Annotated in this window: 22 protein-coding genes, 1 tRNA gene and 1 pseudogene; 14 read left to right on the top strand and 10 right to left on the bottom strand. The window is 71.7% G+C overall.

The window, feature by feature from the left end; all coding sequences use genetic code 11:
* Nucleotides 1-85: 85 nt before the first annotated feature.
* Nucleotides 86-1,945 carry a hypothetical protein gene (locus ACLQ3F_RS23195; protein ID WP_425851350.1) on the bottom strand — a complete coding sequence of 620 codons (1,860 nt, stop codon included), beginning with the start codon at nucleotides 1,943-1,945 and terminating at the stop codon, nucleotides 86-88.
* A 101-nt stretch (nucleotides 1,946-2,046) separates the two neighbouring features.
* On the opposite strand from ACLQ3F_RS23195, the gene ACLQ3F_RS23190 reads away from it, so the two are divergent.
* From ACLQ3F_RS23190 to ACLQ3F_RS23175, 4 genes are all read left to right on the top strand, one after another.
* Nucleotides 2,047-2,127 (top strand) — tRNA-Leu (locus ACLQ3F_RS23190).
* A 106-nt stretch (nucleotides 2,128-2,233) separates the two neighbouring features.
* On the top strand, nucleotides 2,234-3,049 hold the full coding sequence (locus ACLQ3F_RS23185; protein WP_238679755.1) for a Bax inhibitor-1/YccA family protein: 816 nt from the start codon (nucleotides 2,234-2,236) through the stop codon (nucleotides 3,047-3,049).
* A 136-nt stretch (nucleotides 3,050-3,185) separates the two neighbouring features.
* Nucleotides 3,186-3,944, top strand: a complete 759-nt coding sequence (locus ACLQ3F_RS23180) for a Bax inhibitor-1/YccA family protein (protein WP_355005641.1) — start codon at nucleotides 3,186-3,188, stop codon at nucleotides 3,942-3,944.
* 47 nt (nucleotides 3,945-3,991) lie between these two features.
* Complete coding sequence (locus ACLQ3F_RS23175) at nucleotides 3,992-4,312, top strand: hypothetical protein (RefSeq protein ID WP_357207335.1); 321 nt, start codon at nucleotides 3,992-3,994, stop codon at nucleotides 4,310-4,312.
* Nucleotides 4,313-4,324: 12 nt separating this feature from the next.
* Here ACLQ3F_RS23175 and ACLQ3F_RS23170 read toward each other — a convergent pair whose 3' ends face one another.
* The 3 genes and pseudogenes from ACLQ3F_RS23170 to ACLQ3F_RS23160 all read right to left on the bottom strand — a co-directional run.
* The gene (locus ACLQ3F_RS23170; protein WP_357264594.1) at nucleotides 4,325-5,587 is read right to left on the bottom strand and encodes an acetyl-CoA C-acetyltransferase; all 1,263 of its coding nucleotides are present in this window, start codon (nucleotides 5,585-5,587) and stop codon (nucleotides 4,325-4,327) included.
* 77 nt (nucleotides 5,588-5,664) lie between these two features.
* A complete protein-coding gene (locus tag ACLQ3F_RS23165; protein ID WP_355005638.1) occupies nucleotides 5,665-6,477 on the bottom strand; it encodes an SGNH/GDSL hydrolase family protein in 813 nt (270 codons plus the stop codon).
* Nucleotides 6,463-7,523 (bottom strand): annotated as a pseudogene (locus ACLQ3F_RS23160) (SGNH/GDSL hydrolase family protein); the annotation flags it as partial. The pseudogene ACLQ3F_RS23160 and the gene ACLQ3F_RS23165, both read right to left, overlap by 15 nt.
* Nucleotides 7,524-7,673: 150 nt before the next feature.
* On the opposite strand from ACLQ3F_RS23160, the gene ACLQ3F_RS23155 reads away from it, so the two are divergent.
* Together ACLQ3F_RS23155 and ACLQ3F_RS23150 are read left to right on the top strand one after the other, a co-directional pair.
* Nucleotides 7,674-8,030 carry a YkvA family protein gene (locus tag ACLQ3F_RS23155; protein WP_112582466.1) on the top strand — a complete coding sequence of 119 codons (357 nt, stop codon included), beginning with the start codon at nucleotides 7,674-7,676 and terminating at the stop codon, nucleotides 8,028-8,030.
* A gap of 72 nt (nucleotides 8,031-8,102) precedes the next feature.
* Complete coding sequence (locus ACLQ3F_RS23150; protein WP_355005636.1) at nucleotides 8,103-9,473, top strand: cystathionine beta-synthase; 1,371 nt, start codon at nucleotides 8,103-8,105, stop codon at nucleotides 9,471-9,473.
* Between the two features lie 129 nt (nucleotides 9,474-9,602).
* Here the strand turns inward: ACLQ3F_RS23150 and ACLQ3F_RS23145 are convergent, their stop codons facing one another.
* Nucleotides 9,603-10,112: a GNAT family N-acetyltransferase gene (locus ACLQ3F_RS23145; protein WP_357207324.1), complete on the bottom strand. Its 510-nt coding sequence runs from the start codon at nucleotides 10,110-10,112 to the stop codon at nucleotides 9,603-9,605.
* A complete protein-coding gene (locus ACLQ3F_RS23140) occupies nucleotides 10,109-11,038 on the bottom strand; it encodes a ribonuclease Z (RefSeq protein WP_425851346.1) in 930 nt (309 codons plus the stop codon). Before ACLQ3F_RS23140 ends, ACLQ3F_RS23145 begins: the two co-directional genes overlap by 4 nt.
* An 877-nt stretch (nucleotides 11,039-11,915) precedes the next feature.
* On the opposite strand from ACLQ3F_RS23140, the gene ACLQ3F_RS23135 reads away from it, so the two are divergent.
* Nucleotides 11,916-12,134: a GntR family transcriptional regulator gene (locus ACLQ3F_RS23135; RefSeq protein ID WP_354941244.1), complete on the top strand. Its 219-nt coding sequence runs from the start codon at nucleotides 11,916-11,918 to the stop codon at nucleotides 12,132-12,134.
* A gap of 457 nt (nucleotides 12,135-12,591) precedes the next feature.
* Here ACLQ3F_RS23135 and msrA read toward each other — a convergent pair whose 3' ends face one another.
* On the bottom strand, nucleotides 12,592-13,254 hold the full coding sequence (gene msrA, locus ACLQ3F_RS23130; RefSeq protein WP_425851344.1) for a peptide-methionine (S)-S-oxide reductase MsrA: 663 nt from the start codon (nucleotides 13,252-13,254) through the stop codon (nucleotides 12,592-12,594).
* Between the two features lie 76 nt (nucleotides 13,255-13,330).
* Nucleotides 13,331-13,753 (bottom strand): HIT family protein, encoded by a 423-nt coding sequence (locus ACLQ3F_RS23125; RefSeq protein WP_357196754.1) that lies wholly within the window; start codon nucleotides 13,751-13,753, stop codon nucleotides 13,331-13,333.
* A gap of 141 nt (nucleotides 13,754-13,894) precedes the next feature.
* Between ACLQ3F_RS23125 and ACLQ3F_RS23120 the strand changes: the two genes are divergently transcribed.
* The 4 genes from ACLQ3F_RS23120 (at nucleotide 13,895) to ilvA (ending at nucleotide 18,903) form a co-directional block, all read left to right on the top strand.
* Nucleotides 13,895-14,938: a YncE family protein gene (locus tag ACLQ3F_RS23120; RefSeq protein ID WP_425851342.1), complete on the top strand. Its 1,044-nt coding sequence runs from the start codon at nucleotides 13,895-13,897 to the stop codon at nucleotides 14,936-14,938.
* 110 nt (nucleotides 14,939-15,048) lie between these two features.
* Nucleotides 15,049-16,191, top strand: coding sequence for a cystathionine gamma-synthase (locus ACLQ3F_RS23115; RefSeq protein ID WP_355005630.1), 1,143 nt, complete (start codon nucleotides 15,049-15,051; stop codon nucleotides 16,189-16,191).
* Nucleotides 16,192-16,204: 13 nt separating this feature from the next.
* Entirely contained in the window at nucleotides 16,205-17,614 is a 1,410-nt protein-coding gene (locus ACLQ3F_RS23110; RefSeq protein ID WP_425851340.1) for an amidase, read from the top strand.
* Nucleotides 17,615-17,682: 68 nt separating this feature from the next.
* On the top strand, nucleotides 17,683-18,903 hold the full coding sequence (gene ilvA / locus ACLQ3F_RS23105; protein ID WP_357196763.1) for a threonine ammonia-lyase: 1,221 nt from the start codon (nucleotides 17,683-17,685) through the stop codon (nucleotides 18,901-18,903).
* A gap of 97 nt (nucleotides 18,904-19,000) precedes the next feature.
* On the opposite strand, the gene greA is transcribed toward ilvA, so the two are convergent.
* Together greA and ACLQ3F_RS23095 are read right to left on the bottom strand one after the other, a co-directional pair.
* Nucleotides 19,001-19,498, bottom strand: a complete 498-nt coding sequence (gene greA / locus ACLQ3F_RS23100; RefSeq protein ID WP_357196766.1) for a transcription elongation factor GreA — start codon at nucleotides 19,496-19,498, stop codon at nucleotides 19,001-19,003.
* A 156-nt stretch (nucleotides 19,499-19,654) separates the two neighbouring features.
* A complete protein-coding gene (locus ACLQ3F_RS23095; RefSeq protein WP_357196770.1) occupies nucleotides 19,655-20,095 on the bottom strand; it encodes a DUF4307 domain-containing protein in 441 nt (146 codons plus the stop codon).
* Between the two features lie 203 nt (nucleotides 20,096-20,298).
* Between ACLQ3F_RS23095 and mca the strand changes: the two genes are divergently transcribed.
* From mca to ACLQ3F_RS23080, 3 genes are all read left to right on the top strand, one after another.
* Complete coding sequence (mca, locus tag ACLQ3F_RS23090; protein ID WP_396790694.1) at nucleotides 20,299-21,180, top strand: mycothiol conjugate amidase Mca; 882 nt, start codon at nucleotides 20,299-20,301, stop codon at nucleotides 21,178-21,180.
* A 48-nt stretch (nucleotides 21,181-21,228) separates the two neighbouring features.
* On the top strand, nucleotides 21,229-21,522 hold the full coding sequence (locus ACLQ3F_RS23085) for a hypothetical protein (RefSeq protein ID WP_357196773.1): 294 nt from the start codon (nucleotides 21,229-21,231) through the stop codon (nucleotides 21,520-21,522).
* Nucleotides 21,523-21,701: 179 nt separating this feature from the next.
* Nucleotides 21,702-24,233: a putative bifunctional diguanylate cyclase/phosphodiesterase gene (locus tag ACLQ3F_RS23080; RefSeq protein ID WP_425851337.1), complete on the top strand. Its 2,532-nt coding sequence runs from the start codon at nucleotides 21,702-21,704 to the stop codon at nucleotides 24,231-24,233.
* The last annotated feature ends 8 nt before the right edge of the window (nucleotides 24,234-24,241 follow it).

Raw genomic sequence — 24,241 nt, 5'->3', positions numbered from 1 at the left:
TACACGAGTACAACCATCACAGGCCCCACACCGCCACCGGCAAACGCCCACCCATCAGCCGCTTAACCAACCTCCCTTGGCTGGTCTAGACCCGCCACGTCCAGGCGTCGGCGATGCGGGTGGGCGGGCCGTAGAGCTGCTCCAGGGTTGCTCGCAGGGCGTCCGCGTGGGGGGTTTCGTCGGTGAGCGCCAGACAGGAGGCGCCCCAGAAGTCCGCGTCGCGGACGGCCTGGCGGCGCTGCTCGTCACCGATGGCCGGCTGGTCACCGCGGCGGGCGACATCCGCCAGTAGTGCGGAGGTGGGCTGCTTGAAGGTGCCCATCGCCGCGCTGCCGCCCCTCCCGTACGGGCCGATGAAGAAGCCTTCCGGCAGCCCGAAACCCGCGTCGGCGGCGGTCGCCCAGCGCATCGGCCAGGGCTCCTTCGGGGTGGGCAGTGGCACCGGGACCAGCACTCCGCCCGGCGGTACGCACTGCCGCCAGTGGCCGCCGGTGATGAATTCCGGCACTGCGGGTCGTCCGGCGGTCGGCAGGGGGGTCGGGAAGATCGGTAGCAGCGCCGCGCCGACGGCCAGCGGCACCAGCCGCCGCGCCCGGCCGGAGCTGCGCAGGGCCCGGTCGACCGCGAGCACCAGCAGCGTGGCGACGATCGGCAGCAACGCCAGCGCGAACCGCATCGGCAACGCCCCGTCCACCACCGGCAGCCCTCCGATCAGGGCGTACGGGCCGGGGACCGCCGTCCTGGTGCCGCCGAGCACCACCTCCGGGCCGAGCGAGAGCGCCCCCATCACCAGGCCCGCCACGACGCAGGCGAAGACCAGCCGGCGTCGCCCGGCCCAGATCGCGCAGACCGCGGCGACCAGCAGCAGTGGCCAGCCGAGGAACGTGTTGTACTCGGCGGGCCCGGTGGTCAGCCGGGCGGACTCGCCGCTGCCGGCAACCGACAGTGGGGAGAGCGCCCACCAGCTGCTCAGGTCGGCGGAGAAGTAGGCAGGGGTGAACATCCCGTCGGCGACTCCCTGCGGCCCGGCGAACTGGAACCACAGCGGATAGCCGAGCACCAGCAGGGCGAGCCCGGCGGCGATCGCCAACCCGCCGACGAACCCGGGAAGTGCCCGGCGGGCCAGGTCCCGGTCCGCCACGGCGTAGCTGATCGCCATCGCCAGCAGCGTGATCGCGGCGAGGAAGAGCACCTCCTCGCCGATGAAGACCTGCGCGCTGACCGCGCCGGCCAGCCCCGCGGCAGAGGTGAACAGTCGCCGACGGTCCGGCCCGGTGGTCCGGGTACGGCCGGCTTCGTCGGGGGTGCCGGGCCCCGGGTCGGCCGCCCGCAGCAGCCGGACCACCAGCCAGACGATCACCGGCACCAGCCACTGGGCGGTCATGTGCAGGTGGCTGTTGGTCTGCGACACCATGCCGGGTCCGAATCCGCACAGCCCGCCGCCGAGTGCGGCGGCCAGCCGGCGGACGCGCAGCGTCCGGTGGAACAGCAGGTACCAGGCGAGTGCGGTGCCGGCGAGGTTGCCGGCGGCGAGCAGCGCGAAGGTGACCGGCGCGCCCAGCAGCAGGGTGACCGGCGCGAAGAGGACGCCGAGGGCGATCACAGTGGTGTTGGCCATCAGGTTCACACCGTCGGGAGCGTTGAGCCGGTCGGTGAGCAGGTCGAAGTCGCCGAGCAGCGCGCGGGCGTCCACCGCCAGGAACCACTCGTAGAGGGTCTGGTCCGCCGGGTTGAGTGCCAGGATGCGCCCGCTCGGGTCGGGCCACAGCCCGTGGGTGAGCCAGCCGGCCAGCGCCGCGAAGAGCAGAGCGGCCAGCAGATCCGCCCGGTGGCGGCGGACGGCGGCCAGCAGCCGGGTGGCCCGGGGTCGGCGGTTGGCCCGATCGGCGAGGCGGAATGCCTGCTCAGGGGCGGCGTCGGGGGCCGTGGGGGCTGCGCTGCTCACGGCATCGACCCTAATGTGGCCAGGCCGGCGGGGTACGCCGGGTCGCCGTAGACCGGCTACGGTGACACTGCACCAGGCGTGTCGGCGCGCCGGTGCCACTCGCCCGGGTGGTGGAAAGGCAGACACGGCCGCCTTAAAAGCGGCTGCCGAAAGGCGTGCGGGTTCGACCCCCGCCCCGGGCACCGGTCGACTCACACATTCTCATTCGTGATCTCCAGGACTTGGCTCTGCCGTTTACTCTTGGAGGGCACGTTCACGTGCAAACGACCCCCTGAGGGAGGCCAGACAGTGAAGACCTCGAACCCGGTGCTCGCCCGGCTCGGCCAAGCGGCCGAGCGGGAGCGCTCCGCCGGGTACGCCCCGGCCGGGCCGTACGGACAGCCCGGCATTCCCCAGCAGTACCCGTCCCAGGCCGACTACCCGGCCGCGCCACCCACTGTGGCGCCGATGACCGTCGACGACGTGGTCGTCAAGACGGTCGCTCTGCTCGGCATTCTCGGCATCACCGCCGCGGCCGCCTGGGTGCTCGTTCCCGACGCGCTGGTCGGTACCGCCTGGATCGGCGCGGCGGTCGTCGGCCTGGTGCTCGGCTTGATCATTTCGTTCTCCCGGATGGCCAACCCGGCGCTCGTGATCGCGTACGCGGTCGTCGAGGGTGTTTTCGTCGGCATGGTCAGCAAGGCGTTCGAGACGGCCTACGACGGCATCGTGCTCCAGGCCGCCGCAGCCAGCTTCGGCATCTTCTTCCTGATGGCGATGCTCTACCGGGCGAAGGTCATCCGGGCCACCCCGGCCTTCGTCAAGGGCATGATCGCCGTGATGGTCGGCCTCTTCGCGGTCATGATGATCAACCTGGTGCTGGCGCTGTTCGGCGTCAACACCGGTCTGCGCGACGGCAGCCCGCTCGCCATCGGCTTCAGCCTGGTCTGCATCGTGGTCGCCTCGCTGAGCTTCGTGCTCAGCTTCAAGGAGATCGAGGACGGCGTCCGGATGGGCCTGCCCCAGCGTTACTCCTGGGTGGCCGCGTTCGGCATCCTGGTCAGCCTGGTCTGGCTCTACATCGAGATCCTGCGCCTGCTGAGCTACTTCCAGGGCGACGACTGACCTCGTCAGCACTGCCGACCGGCGCCCGCCCCCACTCCGGTGAGGGCGGGCGCCGTCGTCCGCGCCGTTTGCCCGCCGCCGCCGGTCCGCCCGGGGCAGAGTGACTTCGGGGAGTACGCGGGCTAAGGAGGCGGCGGTGCGCAGCAACAACCCGGTGCTCAACCGGCTGGACGAAACCGGCCGGGTGGAGGCCCGGGTGCTCGGCGCCCGTGACGTCGAGCCGATGACCGTCGACGACGTGGTGGTCCGTACCGTCGGGTTGCTGCTGGTGACCGGCGCGGCCGCGGCGGTGTCCTGGGCGGTGATCCCCGACGCGGTGTGGCTGGGCGCAGCGCTGGCCGGCAGCGCGCTCGCCTCGATCGCGCTGGTCCTGGTCATCTCGTTGCGGAGGATCACCAACCCGGTGCCGATCGTCGGCTACGCCATCCTCCAAGGGCTGCTGCTGGGGGTGGCGAGCCGCACCTTCGAGCAGGTCTATCCGGGCATCGTGGTGCAGGCGGTGGCGGGTACCTTCGGCGTCTTCCTCGGCATGGCGGCGCTCTACCGGGCCCGGGTGATCCGGGCGACGCCCCGCCTGGCCCGCCTGGTGATCGGCACCCTGCTCGGCATCGCCGTGCTCAGCGTGGTCAACCTGGTGTCGTACCTGATCACCGGGCGGTCGGGCCTGGCGGTCTACAGCGTCAGCGGGCAGGTCGGCTGGCTGCCGTACGCCTTCTCGGTGGTGGCCATCATCGCCGGGGCGTTCAGCTTCATTCTCGACTTCGATCTCGTCGAGCGTTCGGTGCGGGACGGCCGAGCCCGTCGGTACGCGTGGCTGAGCGCGTTCGGCCTGCTCACCGGGTTGGTATTCCTCTACTGGCAGTTGCTGCGGCTGCTCAGTTACCTGCGCCGCTGACCGGCCCGATCCGGACGCGGCCGGTGTCGGCCGTAGACTCGGCGGCGATGAGCGCAGCGGAGTTGGACAAGGCCGTGCAGTTGCTGGTCCGTCAGATCGCGCACTGGCAGCAGCCCCGGTGGGCGGCGGCCGCGACCGCCGGCAACGTGTCCCGCGCCGACCTGGTGCACCGCCTGGTGCAGGAGGTCGCCAACCTGGCCGCCGACGCCGAGGGGGAGCCCCGTCGGGTGGTGCCCCGGCTCGACAACGACCTGGCCCTACCCGATCAGTTGCGGGTGGTCACGGCGGACCTGCTGGCCGCCCACCCGGGGCCCGAGGCGCTGGCCCGGGCCGCCGCCGAGGTGACGGCGACCCGCAGCGCACTCTGAGGGCAGCTCGGCTCAGCTGAGCCGTTCGAGCACCATTGCCATGCCCTGACCACCGCCCACGCACATGGTCTCCAGACCGATGGTCTTGTCGTGCCACTCGAGTGAGTTGAGCAGGGTGCCGGTGATCCGGGCACCGGTCATGCCGAACGGGTGGCCGACCGCGATGGCCCCGCCCATCACGTTCAGCTTCTCCTCCGGGATGCCCAGCTCGCGGTAGGAGGGGATGACCTGCGCGGCGAACGCCTCGTTGATCTCGACGAGGTCGACGTCGTCGATGGTCATGCCGGCTCGGCGCAGCGCCTGCCGGGACGCCTCGACCGGCCCGAGACCCATGATCTCCGGCGACAGGCCTGTCACGCCGGTCGAGACGATCCGGGCCAGCGGGGTGAGCCCGAGTTCCTCGGCCCGCTGGGCGCTCATCACCACCACTGCGGCGGCGCCGTCGTTGAGGGGGCAGCAGTTGCCGGCGGTGATCCGACCGTCCGGGCGGAACACCGGCTTCAGGCCGCCGACCGCGTCGAGGGTGACGCCGGCCCGGGGCCCGTCGTCGGTGCTCACCACTGTGCCGTCCGGCGTGGTGACCGGGGTGATCTCCCGGGCCCAGAAACCGTCGGTGATGGCCTTCTCGGCGAGGTTCTGGCTGCGTACGCCGAACTCGTCCATGTCGGCGCGGCTGACGTCGTACACCTGGGCCAGGTTCTCCGCGGTCTGCCCCATGGACAGGTAGATGTCGGGCAGTTCGCCGGCCTCACGCGGGTCGGTCCACACCTCGGCGTCGCCCTGCGCGCGGCGCTTCGAGCGCTCAGCCGCCGTCCCGAAGCGGGGGTTCTCCCAGCGGCCGCCGACCAGGGCCTGCGCCTCGGGCGGCAGCCCGTCGGAGCTGCCCCGGGCGTAGCGGGAAACCATCTCCACCCCGGCGGAGACGAACACGTCGCCCTCGCCGGCCCGGATGGCGTGCATCGCCATCCGGGTGGTTTGCAACGAGGAGGCGCAGTAGCGGGTCAGGGTGGCACCGGGGACAGTGTCCAGACCGAGGAGCGTGGACACCACCCGGGCCATGTTGAAGCCCTGCTCGCCGCCGGGCAGGCCGCACCCGAGGTAGAGGTCGTCGATCGTGGTCGGATCGAGCGCGGGGATCTTGTCCAGCGCGGCCTGGACGATGGTCGCGGCGAGGTCGTCGGAGCGGACGTCGCGCAGTGAACCCTTGTGCGCCCGGCCGATGGGGGAGCGGGCGGTGGCGACGATGACGGCGTCGCGGGACGACTCAATCGGCATGGACCAACGTTAACCCGCCGGTAACATCGCGCGGAAGAAGCGGACGCGGCGGGAAATGTCACCCTGGCCGGGGCGATCTAGCGCCGGGTCGTGGCCGCCGCCGCGGCGACGATGGCGGGCAGCAGCGCATGCGCCCACACCCGGTAGCCGTCGGCGGAGGGGTGGAAGCCGTCCTGGCAGAGCGTCCCGGCATCGGCCCGGAACACCGGCCCGGTCTCGGTGGCCAGGTCGACCACCGAGCCGCCCGCCTCCAGCACGGCAGTGGTCTGCGCGCGGGCCACCCGACGCCCGGACCAGCCGACCACCTGGCGCAGCGGAGGCGCGATGGCACGCACGGCCCCGAGGTCGGGGCAGGTGCCCACCACCACCTCGACACGCGCCTCGCGCAGGCGGTGCACCGCAGCGCCGAGATAGGCCGCCGCGTCGGAGGGCCGGCGCAGCCCGGTGGCGTCGTTCGCGCCGATCAGGATCAACGCCACGTCGGGCCGCTCGCCGAGCAGGGCCCGGGCCACCTGGGTGGCGAGGTCCGTCGAGCGGGACCCGGAGACGCCGACGCTGGACAGGTGCACCCGGCGGCCGGCCGGGCCCTCGGCGAGCAGGTTGGCCAACTGCCCGCCGATGGTGTCCTCCAGACGGTCGACACCGACGCCCAGTGCCGACGAGTCGCCCAGCAACACCAGCCGCAGCGGGGCAGCGCCCGCCCGGCCGATCGTGGCGCGCAGGGCAAGGCCGAGCTCCGGTTCGGCGTAGCGTCGGTGCCGGGCGATGAACGCCTCACCTGCGAGGACGGCGGCGCCCCCGACAGTGCCGGCGAACAGCGAGATCGCCGCCGCCCGACCCAGTCGGCCGGCGACGCCGGAGGTCACGCTCCGCGCGCTGCGCTCGTTCATGCCAGTCCCTCCACTGTCGAGGTGTCCGAGGCGGACCCGTGCTGCGGCACCGCGCCGACACCGAAGAACGCCCGTCGGCGCAGCTGCGCCCACCGGCCGGCCGGCCCCCGATCGCGGCCTCGCACCTGGACGCCGCTGACCTCCGTGCCGGCGTGTCGGGCCGCCTCCTGCGCGGCCCTCGGCAGGGACCGTACGCCGTCCCCGAGCGTCGGTGTGGCCCGTCTTTCCGGGGTCGCGCCGAGGGCGGAGAGCATCGTCGGCAGGAGCGCGGCGGCGGCCATCGCGTACCCCTCGGCGGAAGGATGGAACCGGTCCCAGGCGAACATCCGGGTCGGCTCGGCCACGAACCGGGGGCCGAGCAGATCACCGAGGGAGACCGTCCACCCGCCCGCCTCGACCACGGCCACCGTCTGGGCGGCCGCGAGCTGGCGGCTCCAGCGGTGCGCCAGCCAGCGCAGAGGCGGCTGGATCGGGCGGATCGCGCCCAGGTCGGGGCAGGTGCCGACGACCACCTCGCACCCCGCGTCACGCAGGGTGTGCACCGCCTCGACCAGGTAGCGCACCGCCAGGCCGCGCGGGGTGCGATTGGTGATGTCGTTGCCGCCGATGAGGATCACCGCGATGTCGGGTCGGCACTCCAGCGCCGCCTCCACCTGGTGGCGCAGCGCCGCCGAGATGGCGCCGACCACCGCGAAGCGGTGCAGCTGCACCGGCCGGTGCAGTCGACGGGACAGGCCGGTGGCGAGCAGCGCCCCGGGGGTCTCCCGACGGCGGTGCACCCCGTAGCCGGCCGCCGACGAGTCACCGAGCACGACCATGGTCAGCGCCGGGCCGGGGAACTTCGCGCCGTACATTCCGTCGCAGCGGGGCGGCGGCGCCTCGGCCATCGGGATGGTCCGTCGCGCCTGGCGGGCCTGGCCGACCAGCACCCCGCCGGTCGCCACCACGGCCGCCGCTGTGGCGCCCGTCCCGATGGCCGCCAGCAGGGCGACGCGCCTGGCCTGCCGCCAGCGCTCATCGGGTACGACGAAACCTGCCACCCCCATATCTCGACATTATCGCGCTGGCCCGACACACCGCTGTCGTCGTGACGGCACCCGGGTGCCTGGAAACCGACGCGACGGGGTACCTGGGTTCCAGAGGCCGGCCGACTTGCGCCGACCCGCCACGCTGATCCGGCGGAGAGGAGCGCGACGATGGGTAAGACACTGAAGCGCAGCGCGGCGTTCACGGCCCTGGCGCGGGCCCTGGCGGCCGGGGCGCGCAACGGGCCGTCGATCGGCACGCGGTTGGCAGCGCTGCCCCGGATGATCAGGGCCACCACCAAGGGGGAGTACGACGGCGGCCTTCGGCTGGCCCTGATGACCGCGGCGACGGCGTACATCGTCTCGCCGATCGACCTGCTCCCGGAGATCCCGCTGGCGATCTTCGGGCTGGCCGACGACGCGGTGATGGTCACCTGGTTGGCTGGCAGCGTGCTCGCCGAGACCGACCGGTTCCTTGAGTGGGAGGCCCGCCGCAGCTCGGTCATCCCCGGGGGGTTGGTGCCCTGACGACACGTACGCTGGCGGTGAGCAATCGTCTTCCCGGTCGCCCACCGCCGGCGCCGCAACGAAGGGCACACCGTGCAGTACTACGACAACGTCGTCGACATGATCGGAAACACCCCGCTGGTGCGTCTGCGTAACGTCACCGAGGGCATCCAGGCCACAGTGCTGGCCAAGGTGGAGTACGTCAACCCAGGCGGCTCGGTGAAGGACCGGATCGCGCTGCGGATGGTGGAGGACGCCGAGGCCGCCGGCCTGCTCAAGCCCGGTGGCACCATCGTCGAGCCGACCAGCGGCAACACCGGTGTCGGGTTGGCCCTGGTGGCCCAGCTCAAGGGCTACAAGTGCGTCTTCGTCTGCCCCGACAAGGTCAGTCAGGACAAGCAGGACGTGCTCCGGGCGTACGGCGCCGAGGTGGTGGTCTGCCCGACCGCCGTCGCGCCGGAGGACCCGCGCTCCTACTACAACGTCTCGGACCGGCTGACCCGGGAGATCCCCGGCGCCTGGAAGCCCAACCAGTACAGCAACCCGGCCAACCCGCGCTCGCACTACGAGACGACCGGTCCGGAGCTGTGGAAGCAGACCGACGGCGAACTCACCCACTTCGTGACCGGCGTCGGCACCGGCGGCACCATCTCCGGCATCGGCCGCTACCTCAAGGAGGCGTCCGAGGGTCGGGTGCGCGTCATCGGGGCCGACCCGGAGGGCTCGGTCTACTCCGGCGGCACCGGCCGTCCGTACCTGGTGGAGGGCGTCGGCGAGGACTTCTGGCCGGAGACGTACGACCGGGGTGTCGCCGACGAGATCGTGGAGGTCTCCGACAAGGCGTCCTTCGAGATGACCCGGCGACTGGCCCGCGAGGAAGGGCTGCTGGTCGGCGGTTCCTGCGGCATGGCGGTGGTCGCCGCCCTGGAGGTCGCCCGCCGGGCCGGCCCGGACGACGTGGTGGTGGTGCTGCTGCCCGACGGCGGTCGCGGCTACCTCTCCAAGATCTTCAACGACTCGTGGATGGCCCGGTACGGCTTCCTCGACAACTCGGGTGCAGAGCCGACGGTGGCCGACGCGCTGGCCAGCAAGCCGGGCGGGCTGCCCGAACTGGTGCACGTGCACCCGACCGAGACCGTCCGCGACGCGATCGACTACATGCGCGAGTACGGCGTCTCGCAGCTGCCGGTGCTCAAGGCCGAGCCGCCCGTGGTGACCGGTGAGGTCGCCGGCTCGATCGCCGAACGGGACCTGCTCGACGCGCTGTTCACCGGCCAGGCCCACCTGCACGACACGATCGAGCGGCACATGGGCGACCCGCTGCCGATGATCGGCGGTGGTCAGCCGGTGAGCGAGGCGGTGGGCATGTTGGAGAAGTCCGACGCCGCGCTGGTCCTGGTCGACGGCAAGCCCAAGGGCGTCCTGACCCGCCAAGACCTCCTGTCCCACCTGGGAGCCCACTAACCCCCGGACCCCGCCCCCGCCCCGCCGATCTTGCACCTACTGTCGGCCGAACGCGGCTCTTGTCAGGTTTTGTCCCGACAGGGAGTGCAAGATCGGCGCGGGTTGGGTGGGGTGCGAGGGCGGGGTGGGTTAGAGGGGGCGGGTGTAGCGGATCTGGGGCGTGAGGGCGTTGCCTATGTGTTCCGCGCGCTCGGCGCCGGTGGGGGTCCAGCCGCCGCGTTCGTAGAAGGAACGGGCGTGGGCGTTGTCCCGCAGCACCCAGAGCACCGCGCGCCGCCAGCCCTGCGCCCGCATGGCGTCCAGGGCGTCCACCATCAGGGTGCGGCCGACGCCGCGGCCCTGCTCGGCAGGGTCGAGGTGGATCGCGTTGAGCAGCCCGGTGGCGGGGTCGTCCTCGTCGTCCGGGCCCAGGTGGCTGAACCCGACCAGCGTCCCGGCCCGCTCGGCCACTGTCATCCGGTGGGTGTCCCGCTCCCAGATCCACCGCTCGACCCAGTACCGCCCCATCGCCTCCGGTGTCGGGTCGGCCAGTGCCTCGGCCGGCACGAAGGCGGAGTACGCGGCGACCCGGGAGCGCTGGTGCAGGGCACCCACCGCCATCAGGTCGCCTTCGGTCGCGGGGCGGAGCGTGACGGTCACCCGGCCGAGGCTACCCGGCGGGGCGGAACCTGCACCGTGGTCAGATCCTCGGCGATGATCAGTTCGCCGTCGAAGTGCGCGCGCGCCTCGTCGTGGAACCGGCGTGGGTCGGGATAGCGCTGGGAGAAGTGGGTGAGCACGAGCCGGCGTACCCCGGACTCGGTCGCCACCCGGGCGGCCTGCGCCGCGGTCAGGTGGCCGACCTCGGCGGCGAGCGCGGCCTCCGACTCCAGGAACGTCGACTCGATGACCAGCAGGTCGGCGTGCTCGGCGAGGGCGTACACCTCGTCGCAGAGGCCGGTGTCCATCACGAACGCGAACCGCTGCCCCGGCCGGGGCACGCCCACGTCGGCCCGGGTGACGCGGCGTCCGTCGACGTCCAGGTGCCCGACGCGGATCAGCTCGCCGACGGCCGGCCCGGCGATGCCGTACGCGGCCAGCTTCTCCGGCAGCATCCGGTGCCCGTCCGGCTCGACCAGCCGGTAACCGTACGTCTCGATGGGGTGCCGGAGCCGGCGGGCCTCCAGCGTGCCGCAGCGCAGGGCGATCCGCTGCCCGTCCGCCTCGATGGGCTCGACCCGCAGCTCGGCGGTCTCGTAGAACGAGGTGGCGTACCGCAGTCGGGCGAAGTATTCGGCGCCGCCGGCGGGAAAGTGCACAGCGACCGGGTGGGCCACCCGGTCCAGGGAGAGCCGCTGGATGGTGCCGGGCAGGCCCAGGCAGTGGTCGCCGTGGAAGTGGGTGACGCAGATCCGGGTCAGGTCGGTGGCGGTGACGGTGGTGTGCAGGAGCTGGCGCTGGCTGCCCTCACCCGGGTCGAAGAGGATCACCTCGTCGTCCCACCGCAACACGTACCCGTTGTGGTTGCGCTGACGGGTCGGCGCCTGGCTGGCCGTCCCCAGCACCACCAGCTCGCGCATGGACATCGCCACTCCCGCGGATATGGAGCGACCCCCGGGGCGCTCCGCGCATGTGCGCGGGCCGGCTGGACTTGGCCGGCACCCCGGGGGTCGGGTGGCTGTCGTGGATTCGCCGCACCGCTGCCACACGGTCTCGACGATGGTGCTTTTGCCCGCCTCGCGGCAGACCGATCACTGTCGAGGACAGCGGCTAGCTGACAGCCACCTCACGAGTCCGATTGCTATACAAGTCTGGACCACCTCCTTTCACGTGTACGGCCACGTTATCGAGTTCTCGTCGGGCTCGGCAACGGATTTCGATCACAGGGCCGAACGGGAATGCCCAGCCAGCTCAGCGGAGCGCTCATGGCGGCGATCAGGCAGGTGCTACCGGTGCGAGTTCTGACCGAGGACGAGTCAACACGCCTGCGCGGAATTCCACCCGCCTGGCTGTCACGGGCGGCGCCGCAGCCGCTGAGAGCCCAGGCGGCCCGGCCCGAGCTACGGTGCCGGTCGCAGAGGCGTCCGAGCGCAGCGTTCCTGGTGGTCACCGACGACTTCGGCAATCTCGCCTGGTGTCGTGGCTGTGTCTACTCGTAGCGGCCGCCAGCATTTGCCGCACGCGACCCGGCCGGCGACGACGATGCTCCATGTCGATACTTCTAGCTCAAGTGGCACCCGAACCGGCTGATTGCCCTCTGCCCGCGCACTGAACACTTCTACTCCCTGCCGTACGAGGGGCGCCCGCATGATCGGCGAGACCGGCGGACGCCCCCTTGGGTGCAGCGACGGGCACCGATCCCAGATCCACCACCCGCCACGCAGATTCGACAGTAGTGCCAGTAGTGCCAGTAGTGCAATGGGTGTAAGTAGTCCCTGCTGTGGGAAGGCGCAGTCTGTGTGCGTGCCGATACCTCACACCGCGCATGAGATCGAGGCTGATCTGTTGCGGCGCATCGGCGCTGGCGAGTTCCCGCGCGGGCAGCGCCTCCCGACGTACGACGCGCTGGCCGATGAATACGGCTCGGCCCGGCGCACTGTGGCACGCGCGGTTGAGGGGTTGAAAGCGCGGGGGATCGTGGTCGGCGTCCGGGGGTCGGGCGTATACGTCGCCGACACGTAGCAGGCCACCGCCCCGGGCCGCTGCCGACCAGCCGCCGGCTTGGGCCGTGGCGGACGTCCGACGATGCATCCCGCCCCTCATCCCGGCCGGCCGGAGCGGCCCGGACTATCGTTGCCCGATGGCAGGCGGGACGCGCGCAGAGCGGCTGACGCTCATTACCGAGGTGAGACCCGGCGGCGGTGCGCCGCTGGTTCTGCGGCGGCCAGTGCTTGTCCAGCCGGGGCAGCGCTACTGGCTTGACGCCGACGACTCGGCGCTCATCGTGGAAGACGCGGCGGGTCGCAGATGCTCGTCTCCGTGCGCGTACGCGACCGGCCCTGACGCGCCACGCTGATGGGCATTCCAGGGCGAGCGGGGGCAGCCGTCGGGTGGGTCACCAGGCCACCGGAATGAGCCCAAACCGAACAAGGCCACTGGGTTCGAGGCCCAGTGGCCTTGTCAGTTGACGCGATGGTGGTCAGCCGCCGACTCGGGCCACGCCGACCGGGCAGCTCAGCCCGTTCGGGCCGTGGTTGCAGTACCCGTTCGGGTTCTTGGTCGGCGCGAGGTACTGCTGGTGGTAGTCCTCGGCGAAGTAGTAGCTGCCGAGCGGGGCGATCTCAGTGGTGATCGCACCCTTGCCGGCCCGCGTCACGATCGGCTGGAACGCGTCGCGGGACGACTCCGCTGTGGTCCGCTGCTCGTCGGTGGTCGTGTAGATCGCCGAGCGGTACTGGGTGCCCACGTCGTTGCCCTGGCGCATGCCCTGGGTCGGGTCGTGGTTCTCCCAGAAGACCTTCAGCAGATCCTCATAGTTGATCTTGCTGGGGTCGTACACCACCTGGACGACCTCGGCGTGCCCGGTCCGGCCGGAACACGTCTCCTCGTACGTCGGGTTCTTGGTGATGCCACCCGCGTAGCCGGCGGAGGTGGTGTAGACGCCGGGAAGCGTCCAGAACAGCCGTTCGGCACCCCAGAAACAGCCCATGCCGAAGACCGCGACCTGGAGGCCCTCAGGGAACGGGCCCTGCAACGGGGTGCCCAGCACCTCGTGGCGGTCGGCGACCGGCATGGCGATCGGACGGCCCGGCAGGGCCTGGTCGGGCGAGACCATATCGGCGTTCATACGGCGCAAAAACACGGTGGGGATCTCCTCTCGTACCTCTCCCAGCGTGTAACACCGGAGGGTCCAGCTTCCTTACCCGCGTGACCGTCAGTCAGGCCCCGCCGGGCAGTGCTGCCGCGATCCGGTCCGCGTACGTCTGGGCCTCGGTGTCGTCGTCGTACCTCGTGCGCGGCCAGAAGAAGCCCCGCAACCCGTCGCCCTTGGTACGCGGGACCACGTGGGTGTGCAGGTGGGGCACCGATTGGGACACCTTGTTGTTCATCGCCACGAACGTCCCACCGGCGCCGAGGGCGGTCTCCACCGCCACCGCCAGCCGCTGAACCATGGCGAAGTAGGCGGGCAGCAGGTCGGCCGGCAACTCCGCCAGGGTCACCAGGTGCGGCCGGGGCACCACCAGAACATGCCCCTTGAACACCGGCCGGGTGTCCAGGAACGCCACCCCGTCCGGGGTGTCGGCCACCCGGAACGCCGGCACCTCGCCCGTCACGATCCCGCAGAACACGCAACCGCTCATCGGGCCAGGCTATGCCGGCGGCCTCGCGGGTCACGGCGCCCCCCACGCCTGAACCGGCTGTGGTAGTCATCTACGTGAATGAATGAGCGCGGGACGATCCCGGCCGTCGGCGTCCGCGTCGATGCTCTGAGAGGACGAAGCTTGCAGACCAGAAGAGGTCTCACCCTGGCGCTGGCGGCGCTGACCGCCGGGCTGCTCACCGGCGCGGTCCCGGGTCACGCCCAGGCGGCCGCCGCGCAGACCGCCACCCCACTGCCGCTGAACACGGTGGCCGACGTGGTGTCGGCCGGTGACCGGGTCTTCGTCAGCGGTGGCAGGTCCGCCACCGATGTCGTGGTGACCAGCGCGACAGGCACTGTGATCGGCACGCTGTCGGGCCTGCCCGGCCCCACCGACCTGCTGCTCAGCGCCGACCGGCGGACCCTCTACGTGGCGCTGCCGACCGCCAACGCCATCGCCGCCTTCGACACCGGCTCGCTGGTCGAGTCGGCCCGGTACGACACCGGCGCGGGCGAGTGCCCGTCGTCGCTGGCGTTGACCGGCCGGTACCTGTGGTTCGGCTACGGCTGTGACCAGTGGGGCGGCAACATCGGCCAGATCGACCTGGGGCGCCAGCCGGCCCGGGTGACGACGGGGATGGCCACCACCCAGGACTTCTACGGCGCTCCGCTGCTGGCCGCCGCCAGCCAGAACCGATCGGTGCTGCTGGCCGGGCAGGTGTCGTTGAGCCCGGCGTCGGTCTACGCGTACGCGCTCGGAGCCGGGGGAGCGCTCACCCTGCTGCGGGTCAACGAGTGGACGGTGATCGGCAGCAACCTGCAGGACATCGCCCTCGACCCGACCGGCACCACCCTCTACACCGCGGCCGGCGCCCCGTACGTGGTGCAGGCGTTCCCGTTCGCCGACATCACCACCCCCTCGGCGATCTTCCCCACCGGCGCCTACCCGACCGCCGTCGAGCCGTCCCGCGACGGCACCAGGATCGCCGCCGCGGCGGACACGTCGTACCTGTTCGTCTATCAGCCGGACGGAACCGAACTGACCCGCTTCGTGCTGGGAGGCGGTGAGCTGACCCCGGGTGGGCTGGCCTGGTCGCCGAACGGTGCACGGCTCTACGCGCTCTCCTACGACTGGACCGGGCGGAACCAGGCCACCCTGCACGTCCTGCCCGTACCGGCCGGCTGACCGACCGTCGGGCCCTGGCTGGCACGTGGGGGCCGGGCCGGAAGGTCCGGCCCCCACTGGGAGCGCGGGTTCCGTTCCAGCCCTCGGGACGGGGCACTAGCCTCACCAGAATGAGTCACGGCTTCGAGACGCTCGCCATCCACGCCGGTCAGGACCCCGAGGCCCGCACCGGCGCGGTGATACCACCGATCTACCAGACCAGCACGTACGCCCAGGACGCCGTCGGCGCACCTCGCCTCGGCTACGAGTACAGCCGCTCCGGCAACCCGACCCGTGACGCGCTCCAGGAGTGCCTGGCGGCGTTGGAGGGCGGGCCGGTCGGTCTCGCCTTCGCCAGTGGCCTCGCGGCGGAGGACACCCTGCTGCGGGCCGTGTGCCAGCCCGGTGACCACGTGGTGATCCCGGACGACGCGTACGGCGGCACGTACCGGCTCTTCGCCCGGGTCGCGCAGCGTTGGGGCCTGGAGTTCAGCCCGGCCAAGGTCTCCGACCCGGACGCGGTCCGGGCGGCGGTGCAGCCCGGCCGCACGAAGATCGTCTGGGTGGAGACGCCGACCAATCCGCTGCTCGGCATCGCCGACATCGCCGCCCTGGCCGCCGTGGCACATGACGCGGGCGCCCTGCTGGTGGTGGACAACACCTTCGCCTCGCCGTACCTCCAGCAGCCGATCGCCTTCGGCGCGGACGTGGTGGTGCACTCGACCACCAAGTACGTCGGCGGGCACTCCGACGTGGTCGGTGGCGCCCTCGTCGTCGCCGACGCCGGGCTCGGCGAGGAGTTGCGCTACCACCAGAACGCGATGGGCGCGATCAACGGCCCGTTCGACGCCTGGCTCACCCTGCGCGGCATCAAGACCCTCGGGGTACGCATGGATCGGCACTGCGACAACGCCGAGCGGCTCGCCGCGTACCTCGACGGTCACGCCAAGGTCGCCCAGGTGCTCTATCCGGGGCTGCCCTCGCACCCCGGTCACGAGGTGGCCGCCAAGCAGATGCGCCGGTTCGGCGGCATGATCTCGTTCCGCGCCGCCGGTGGTGAGGACCACGCCGTCGAGATCTGCAACCGGGCCAAGCTCTTCGTGCTCGCCGAGTCGCTGGGTGGTGTGGAATCCCTGATCGAGCACCCGGGTCGGATGACACACGCAAGTGCTGCCGGCTCGCCGCTTGAAGTTCCCGGCGATCTCGTGCGACTGTCTGTCGGCATCGAGACGGTCGACGACCTACTCGCCGATCTGGAGCAGGCGCTGGGCTGACCGCTGGGGAAGGATGGCCGTGCAGGACATCATGGCGACCTGGGTCGGAGCGACCGCCAAGCAGATCGCCCGGGGCGTACGTCGAGGTGACGTCTCGGCGACCCAGGTCGTCGCCGACCACCTTGAGTACATCTCCCGAGCCGACCGTGAGCTGGCAGCGTTCCGTGCCGTTCGCGGCGGTGAGGCGATCACCGAGGCGGAGAAGGTCGATGAGCAGGAGGACCTGGCCAACCTGCCGCTGGCCGGGGTTCCGGTGGCGGTCAAGGAGAACACCCCGGTCGCCGGCCTGCCCACCTGGAACGGGTCGGCCGCCGCCCGCACCGACGTGTCGGAGGCCGACCACGAGGTGGTGCGTCGGCTGCGCGGCGCCGGGGCGGTGATCCTCGGCGTGACCCGAATGCCGGAGCTGGGGCTGTGGGCGCTCACCGACGACGACAGCGCGGTGACCCGTAACCCGTGGGACAGCACGCGTACCCCCGGTGGGTCCTCCGGTGGTGCCGCCGCAGCGGTCGCGGCCGGGCTGGTGCCGATGGCGCACGCGAACGACGGTCTCGGCTCGATCCGGATTCCGGCGGCCTGCTGCGGCCTCGTCGGGCTCAAGCCGGGTCGGGGCGTGGTCCCCTGCCAGCTCGGGGCGGACGACTGGTTCGGCCTCACCGAGCACGGCATGTTGACCAGCACGGTTGCCGACGCGGCGGTCGGCTTCTCGGTGCTCGCCGGCCGGCGTCCCGAGAAGCTGGTCCCCCCGCAGCGGCTGCGGGTGGGTGTCTCGCTGCGCTCCCCGGTGCGCGGTGTCGCACCGGACGCGCCCAACCGGGACGCGGTCGCCGCCGCCGGTCGGCTCCTCGCCGCCGCCGGGCACGACACCGTGCCGGCCGATCCGGTCTACCCGACCGCGCTCGGCCTGCAGGGCATCGCCACCTGGTTCGCCGCTGCCGCAACCGACGTCCGGGCCTCCGGTCTGGACCGGCGTGGGCTGCAACGGCGTACCCGGCGACACGTCGCGCTCGGCGAGTGGGCGCAGCGTCGCGGCTACGTGCGGGAGGCGGACCGGGCGGCCTGGCGGCAACGGTCGGTCGACTTCTTCACCGACCACTCGGTCGACCTGCTCCTCACCCCGGCGCTGGCCAGCGCGCCACCGGAGGCGGCCCGCTGGTCGGAGCGGTCCTGGCGGGCGAACATGACAGCCAACATCCGGTACGCCCCGTACGCCGCACCCTGGAACATCGCCGGCCTGCCGGCGGTCGTCGTGCCGGTCGGACGCCGCCCCGACGGTCTGCCGGTCGCCGTGCAGCTGGTCGGTCCGCCCGGCTCGGAGCTGCTGCTGCTCGGTGTGGCCGGGCAGTTCGAGATGGCCGCCCCGTGGACGCGCCACGCCCCCGGTTATCCCCGCGTCGAGACGGGGTCGACGGCCACCGCGTGATCGTCTCCCGCACGCCTCGCACCGGTGTCGCCGCAGGGTGCCCCGGGGGCGAATGGCACGATCGGGGCATGACGGAACTGGTCGGTCTCGACGACGTGCGGGCCGCACGGGAGTTGCTCGCTGGCGTCACCCGCACCACCCCGCTGGAGCCCTCCCGGCCGCTCAGCGCGGCGCTGGGCGGGCCGACGTGGCTCAAGTGCGAGAACGTGCAGCGCGCCGGCTCGTACAAGGTGCGGGGCGCATACGTGCGGATCTCCCGGTTGTCGGCCGCGGAGCGGGAGCGTGGGGTGGTCGCGGCGAGCGCGGGCAACCACGCGCAGGGCGTGGCTCTCGCCGCCGGCCTGGTCGGCACGCACGCCACCGTCTTCATGCCGGTCAACGCGCCGCTGCCGAAGGTGGCCGCCACGAAGGGGTACGGCGCGCAGGTCGAGTTGGCCGGGAACACGGTCGACGAGTCGCTGGTCGCGGCGCACACGTACGCCGAGCGCACCGGCGCGGTGCTGATCCACCCGTTCGACCATCCTGATGTGATCGCCGGGCAGGGCACTGTGGCGTTGGAGATTCTCGAACAGTGCCCAGAGGTGAAGACGATCATCACCGGGGTGGGTGGCGGCGGTCTGATCTCGGGCATGGCGGTGGCCGCCAAGGCGTTGCGTCCGGACGTCCGGATCATCGGCGTGCAGGCGGCCGGAGCGGCGGCGTTCCCGCCCTCACTGGTGGCCGGGGAACCGGTCCGGCTGCCCATCTTCTCCACCATCGCCGACGGCATCGCGGTCGGCCGGCCGGGCGAGATCACCTTCAACCACGTGCGCAAGCTGGTCGACGAGATCGTCACGGTCTCCGAGGAGGACATCTCCCGGGCCCTGCTGATGCTGCTGGAGCGGGGCAAGCAGGTGGTCGAGCCGGCCGGTGCGGTCGGTGTGGCCGCGCTGCTGGCCGGTGTGGTCGAGGTGGAGACGCCGGTGGTCGCGGTGCTCTCCGGCGGCAACATCGACCCGCTGCTGATGATGCGGGTGATCGAGCACGGGTTGGCCGCGGCGGGCCGCTACCTGCGGGTGACAGTGCGCTGTTCGGACCGGCCGGGGCAGCTCGCGTCGCTGCTCAGCCAGATTGCCGAGCACCGGGCCAACGTGGTGGACGTGGAACACCAGCGGGCCAACCCGCACCTCAGCCTCGGCGAGGTGGAGGTGGCGCTGTCGGTGGAAACCCGTGGTGTCGAGCACTCGGACACCCTGATCAGCGCCCTGCGGGCCAGCGGCTACCAGGTGGTCTTCGCGGCCGAGGCGTGACACCTGTGGGTGCCACGCCTCGGATGCGCAGTGTGTCGGCAGCGGGGTGCCGGCGTCGGTCGACCCGGTCGGAAGCGGGTGACGCGATCGGTGACGGTCAGCCGGAGAACGGCTCGAAGCTGACCACTGTCACCTTGATGTCGGCGCCGCTGGGGGCCGTGTAGGTGCAGGTCTGCCCGGCGCGGCCGCCCAGGATCGCCTTGCCCAGCGCGGACTCGGGGCTGTAGACGGTCAGGTCGGTGGTGGCGGCGATCTCCCGGGAACCGAGCAGGAAGGTCTCGGTGTCGTTCGTGTCGTCGTCGAAGTAGATCGTCACCACCATGCCGGGCGACACCGCGTCCGCCGTCGGCGCCGCGCCGACCTTCGCGGTGCGCAGCAGCTCCTGGAGGTAGCGGATGCGGCCCTCGGCCTTGCCCTGCTCCTCGCGGGCGGCGTGGTAGCCGCCGTTCTCCTTCAGGTCGCCCTCCTCGCGCCGAGCGTTGATCTCGGCTGCGATCACCGGGCGGTTGGCGATGTGCTCGTCGAGCTCGGCCTGGAGGCGGTCGTACGCGTCCTGGGACAGCCAGGTGGCGGGCGCCTCGTTGCCAGTGGACACAGGCGTTCTCCTCAGTTGTGCGTGGCTGGCTGACAGGTGAACTACCAAGTTACCAGTGCGGTACGACACAGCGTGTCGGCCATCACCGCCGGTGTCCGGATCACACACCGGGGGTGAACGCCCCGTCAGCCCCGATTCTGGTGCTGTTTGGGCAGGTCAGGACGGTGCTCGGCAGCGCAGCACCTCACCGATGAACGGCCGCGCGGTGGTCGTCAGGCGGTGCCGGGTCGTGACGTGCCGATCCCCGGGGTCGGCGGTGACGGTGACTTCTTCGCGGCCGACCTCGGCGCCGGCACGGTCCCGGGCACGCAGCACGCAGACCGCTGATCCACCAGACGGGACCGTCACCCGAAAGTCGACGAGCACCTGCTTGTCCGTGATGTCGGTGTAGGTGATCACCTGGGCGTCGTAGACCGGGTCGCCGTACTGGCGGTAGAGCCGTACCGAGATCACGGTCAGCGTCGCGACGAGCGCGAACAGCGCCAGCGCGGCCATCAGCGTACGGCGGCGCTTTCCGCCCGGTGCCCGACGGCGGCCGTAGCGTCCGGCCGGGAATACCGGCGCGCCTGGTGAAATTGTGGCGTGCGTCTCGGTCACCGGCGGGTATCTCCTGGCGTTGTTGTCGGCGGCATCGGCAAGAATGACAGAGCCCCATCCTCCCACCCGGTCCAGCGGCAGGAATGGCAGGTCATGCCCGGCGCTGGTGGCCGGTGACAGGGTGCGGTGAGGAAAGACCCCGGCAGGTCAGCCGGTCGAGCCCGGTCGGGTCCACCGTCCGGCACAGACGAGGAGCGCCGAAGTTGGCAGAGCAACTGCGTCTCATGGCCGTGCACGCGCACCCGGACGACGAGTCGAGCAAGGGCGCGGCGACGACGGCGAAATATGTCGCTCAGGGGGTGGACGTCCTGGTCGTGACGTGCACCGGTGGCGAGCGCGGGAGCGTGCTCAACCCCAAGCTCGACCGACCCGACGTGTGGGCGAACATCGGCGAGATCCGGCGGGCCGAGATGGACGCCGCACGGGCGATCCTCGGCGTCGACCAGGCCTGGCTGGGCTTCGTCGACTCGGGTCTGCCCGAGGGTGATCCGCTGCCGCCGCTGCCCGAGGGCTGTTTCGCCCTCCAGGACGTCGAGGTCGCTGCGGGCCCGCTGGTGCGGTTGATGCGCGAGTTCCGTCCGCACGTGGTGACCACGTACGACGAGGAGGGTGGCTACCCGCACCCGGACCACATCATGTGCCACAAGGTGAGCGTGGCCGCGTTCGAGGCCGCCGGTGACCCGGAGCGCTACCCGGAGCTGGGCGCGCCCTGGCAGCCACTGAAGCTCTACTACGACATCGGCTTCTCCAAGGGCAAGATCATGGCCTTGCACGAGGGCATGCTGGCCGCCGGTCTGGAGTCGCCCTACGAGGAGTGGCTCAAGCGGTGGGAGGACCGCCCCGACAAGGGCCCGCGGATCACCACGCGGGTCGAGTGCGCCGAATACTTCCCGGTCCGCGATGACGCGCTGCGCGCCCACGCCACCCAGGTCGACCCGGACGGCTTCTGGTTCCACGTGCCGATGGAGCTTCAGCGGAGCGCCTGGCCGACCGAGGATTACGAGCTGGCGCGCTCGATGGTCGACAGCCCGCTGCCAGAGTCCGACCTCTTCGCCGGGGTGCGGGAGACGGCGCACGCGCGCTGATTCCCGGCAGGGCTACCCTGGTTACCAACCGCACATCGGAGGAACGCCATGCTGACCGCTGCCCAGGTGCTCGCGGAGAACAACTTCGGGGACACCCGCACGGGTGGTCTGGCCGGGCCGATGGGCCTGTTCCTCATCCTGCTGCTGGCCACCGCGACCATCCTGCTGATCCGCAACATGAACGCTCGGCTGCGCCGTCTGCCGGACCGTTTCCCCACGCAGTCCGGGCCGACCGACCCCAGCAGGGCCGATGCGGCAGTCGCCGATCCGACAGACGGGACCGGGGGGCGTGATTCATCCACGCCCGCTCCCAACGGGCACCAGCAGCACCTGAACGGGTAGTCCGCGCGTGAATCACGCCGAACCGGGTGGTCGCCCCCTGTTGCGACCACCCGGTTTGGCTTAGCCTTCCGCCGGGGGGACCAAAAGTCTCCGAGCCGTGTGCGGGAGGGGGCGCCGATGACCAGCACAGCACCGGCCGCCCACCGCGACGTCGGTCGGTCGGCTGACGGGGGAGGTCGATGACCTCCGGTCCGGCCGACGACCCGTTCGATCGGCTCGGGGTGCGTGGCACACCGGGCCGGGTGCTCGTGCTCACCGCCGCCGTCACGCTGACCGCCCTGGCCGCCGCCGCGGTCGGGCTGACCCTCCCGGTCCGGCTGCCGGCCGACGACCCCCTCGGCGGTTCGGCCCGTTTCGGCATCGCCGTCGCCGTCCTGGCCCTCGCCCAGCTCGCCCGGCTGCGATTCCGCTCGGCCGCCGGCATGGTCAGCATCACCTGGGGCGAGGCGGCCCTGATCGTCTGCCTCTACCTGACTCCAGCCGGCTGGCTCCCGTCCGCCACGCTGCTCGGCACCGGGCTGGCCTGGACGCTGTTGTCACTGCACAGCGACCGCCGTCCGGCCCTGGAGATCGTCCGGATCGCCGCTTCGCTGGCCGCCGCGTCCGCACTGGCCGTCTCCGTGACCACCGCGCTCGGGCGGCCCCTGCTCTCGCCACCCACCCCGATCCTGGCGCTGGCCGTGATCGCCGGTTCGGTGACGTACCTCCTGGTGACCGCCTGGCTGGGCGGCGTGACGCTGGGTCTGCGGCACGGGCTGCCGATCGGCCCGCCGCTGCTCGCCGCACTGCGTGGCAAGCTGCTGATGTTCGTCGGCAACGTGGCGGTCGGCCTCGTGGTGGTCGCCCTTCTGGAACTCGACCCGCGCTGGTTGCTGTTGCTACCGCCGCTGCTGTGGCTGTTGCAGCAGACCTACCGTTACCGGCTGCGCTCCGATCAGGAGCGGCGCACCTGGCGTGCCTTCGCCGAGGCCACCGCGGCCCTCAACCAGCTCGACGAGCGGGGCGTGGCCAGCGCGGCGGTCACCGGGGCGCTGACCCTGTTCAACGCCGAGCTGGTGGACGTCGACGTGGCCCGGGCCGACGGCCGGTGGCACCGCTACCGGGGCGACGCCGGCGGTCAACTGGTCGACCGGGAGACCAGCCCGCCGGACCAGTCGGAGCCGGACGAGCACGAGCTGAGCCGGGCGCTGTCGGTCGGCGCCACGCCGGTCGGTCGGCTGCGGGTGCGGTTCCCCCGCTCGGCCCCACCCACGGCCCGGGAACGTGACGCGGTGGCCGCGTTCGGCGACGCCCTCGCCGCCGCTCTGCACGACGCCGCTACCCACCACGAGCTGCGGCTGGTGACAGCCCGTTCGTCGTACGAGGCGGTGCACGACCCGCTCACCGGGCTCGCCAACCGGGCGGCGATGCTGAGCAAGGGCGACCAGTCGCTGCGACAGCTCGGCCACGACCACCCGGTGGCGCTGTTGCTGCTGGACATCAACCAGTTCAAGGAAGTCAACGACACCCTCGGTCACGCGGCGGGTGACCAGCTGCTGCGACTGACCGCGAACCGGCTCAACGCGCTGGTCCGCGCCGGTGACCTGCTCGGTCGACTCGGCGGCGACGAGTTCGCCCTGCTGCTCACGGCGGTGCCGGTGCTCGGCGATCGGGCCGCCCCGATGGCCCACGCGTTGCGTCAGGCCCGCGAGATCGCCGAACGGCTGGCCGCACCGACCGAGGTGGCCGGCGTACGGATGTCCATCGAGGTCTCGGTCGGGGTGGTGGTGGCCGCCGCGGGCACCGCGGACCTGACCGAGCTGCTGCGTCGGGCCGACATCGCGATGTACCAGGCCAAGGAGGGCGGGGGCAACGTCGCCGCGTACGACGGCGCACGGGACGCGGCCAGCACCGACCAGCTCGCCCTGCTGGCCGAGCTGCGTGAGGCGTTGACGGTCGACGATCAGCTGGTGCTGGCGTTGCAGCCGGCTGTCGACCTGGCCACGGGTGCGCCCACCGGGGTGGAGGCGCTGATCCGTTGGCAGCACCCCAGGCGTGGGTGGCTGAACCCGGCCGACTTCATCCGGCCGGTGGAGAACAGCGAGCAGCTCGGCGCCTTCACCCGCTACGTGCTGAACAAGGCGCTCAGCGTGGCCGCCGGTTGGGCCCGGGACGGGCTGGACGTGCCGATCTCGGTCAACCTCTCGGCGCGCAGCCTGCTCGACCCCCGGTTGCCGGCGGAGATCGCCGAGGCGTTGCGCCGCCACCAGGTGCCGCCGCACCGGCTCGTTCTGGAGATCACCGAGACGGTGGTGATGAGCGAGCTGGAGGTCATCGACGAGGTGCTGGCGACGCTCCGGTCGATGGGCGTGCAACTCGCCGTTGACGACTTCGGCACCGGATTCTCGTCACTGACCTTCCTCACCCGGATCGCTGTGGACGAGTTGAAGGTGGACCGTTCCTTCGTCATCCGGATGGCCGACTCGCCGGAGGCCGCGGCGATCGTCCGGACGACCGTCGGCCTCGCTCACGAGTTGGGGTTGCGGGTGGTCGCCGAAGGGGTGGAGACCGCCGAGCAGCGAATGGCCCTGGCCGAGTTGGGCTGCACCTCCGCGCAGGGCTACCACTTCTTCAAGCCCATGCCGGCGGACAAGATCGGCGCGGTGCTGGGGTCGCTGCGCGACTCGGCGGAGTCGAACGTGTTCCGGCTCCGCGCCGACGGCGCGTCCTGACCGTCCGG

Source organism: Micromonospora sp. DT15 (assembly GCF_049841475.1).
Classification (GTDB): Bacteria; Actinomycetota; Actinomycetes; order Mycobacteriales; family Micromonosporaceae; genus Micromonospora.
Note: the sequence above shows the minus strand (reverse complement) of the source record. Positions and strands in the feature narration are given on the sequence as shown.

What these genes read in the sequence shown, in the direction of transcription:
- ACLQ3F_RS23175 (WP_357207335.1), top strand. Translation starts at nt 3,992, where the DNA reads ATGAGCGCAGCGGAGTTGGACAAGGCCGTGCAGTTGCTGGTCCGTCAG.
- ACLQ3F_RS23170 (WP_357264594.1), bottom strand. Translation starts at nt 5,587, where the DNA reads ATGCCGATTGAGTCGTCCCGCGACGCCGTCATCGTCGCCACCGCCCGC.
- ACLQ3F_RS23165 (WP_355005638.1), bottom strand. Translation starts at nt 6,477, where the DNA reads ATGAACGAGCGCAGCGCGCGGAGCGTGACCTCCGGCGTCGCCGGCCGA.
- ACLQ3F_RS23155 (WP_112582466.1), top strand. Translation starts at nt 7,674, where the DNA reads ATGGGTAAGACACTGAAGCGCAGCGCGGCGTTCACGGCCCTGGCGCGG.
- ACLQ3F_RS23140 (WP_425851346.1), bottom strand. Translation starts at nt 11,038, where the DNA reads ATGTCCATGCGCGAGCTGGTGGTGCTGGGGACGGCCAGCCAGGCGCCG.
- ACLQ3F_RS23125 (WP_357196754.1), bottom strand. Translation starts at nt 13,753, where the DNA reads ATGAGCGGTTGCGTGTTCTGCGGGATCGTGACGGGCGAGGTGCCGGCG.
- ACLQ3F_RS23115 (WP_355005630.1), top strand. Translation starts at nt 15,049, where the DNA reads ATGAGTCACGGCTTCGAGACGCTCGCCATCCACGCCGGTCAGGACCCC.
- ACLQ3F_RS23110 (WP_425851340.1), top strand. Translation starts at nt 16,205, where the DNA reads ATGGCCGTGCAGGACATCATGGCGACCTGGGTCGGAGCGACCGCCAAG.
- ilvA (WP_357196763.1), top strand. Translation starts at nt 17,683, where the DNA reads ATGACGGAACTGGTCGGTCTCGACGACGTGCGGGCCGCACGGGAGTTG.
- ACLQ3F_RS23085 (WP_357196773.1), top strand. Translation starts at nt 21,229, where the DNA reads ATGCTGACCGCTGCCCAGGTGCTCGCGGAGAACAACTTCGGGGACACC.
- ACLQ3F_RS23080 (WP_425851337.1), top strand. Translation starts at nt 21,702, where the DNA reads ATGACCTCCGGTCCGGCCGACGACCCGTTCGATCGGCTCGGGGTGCGT.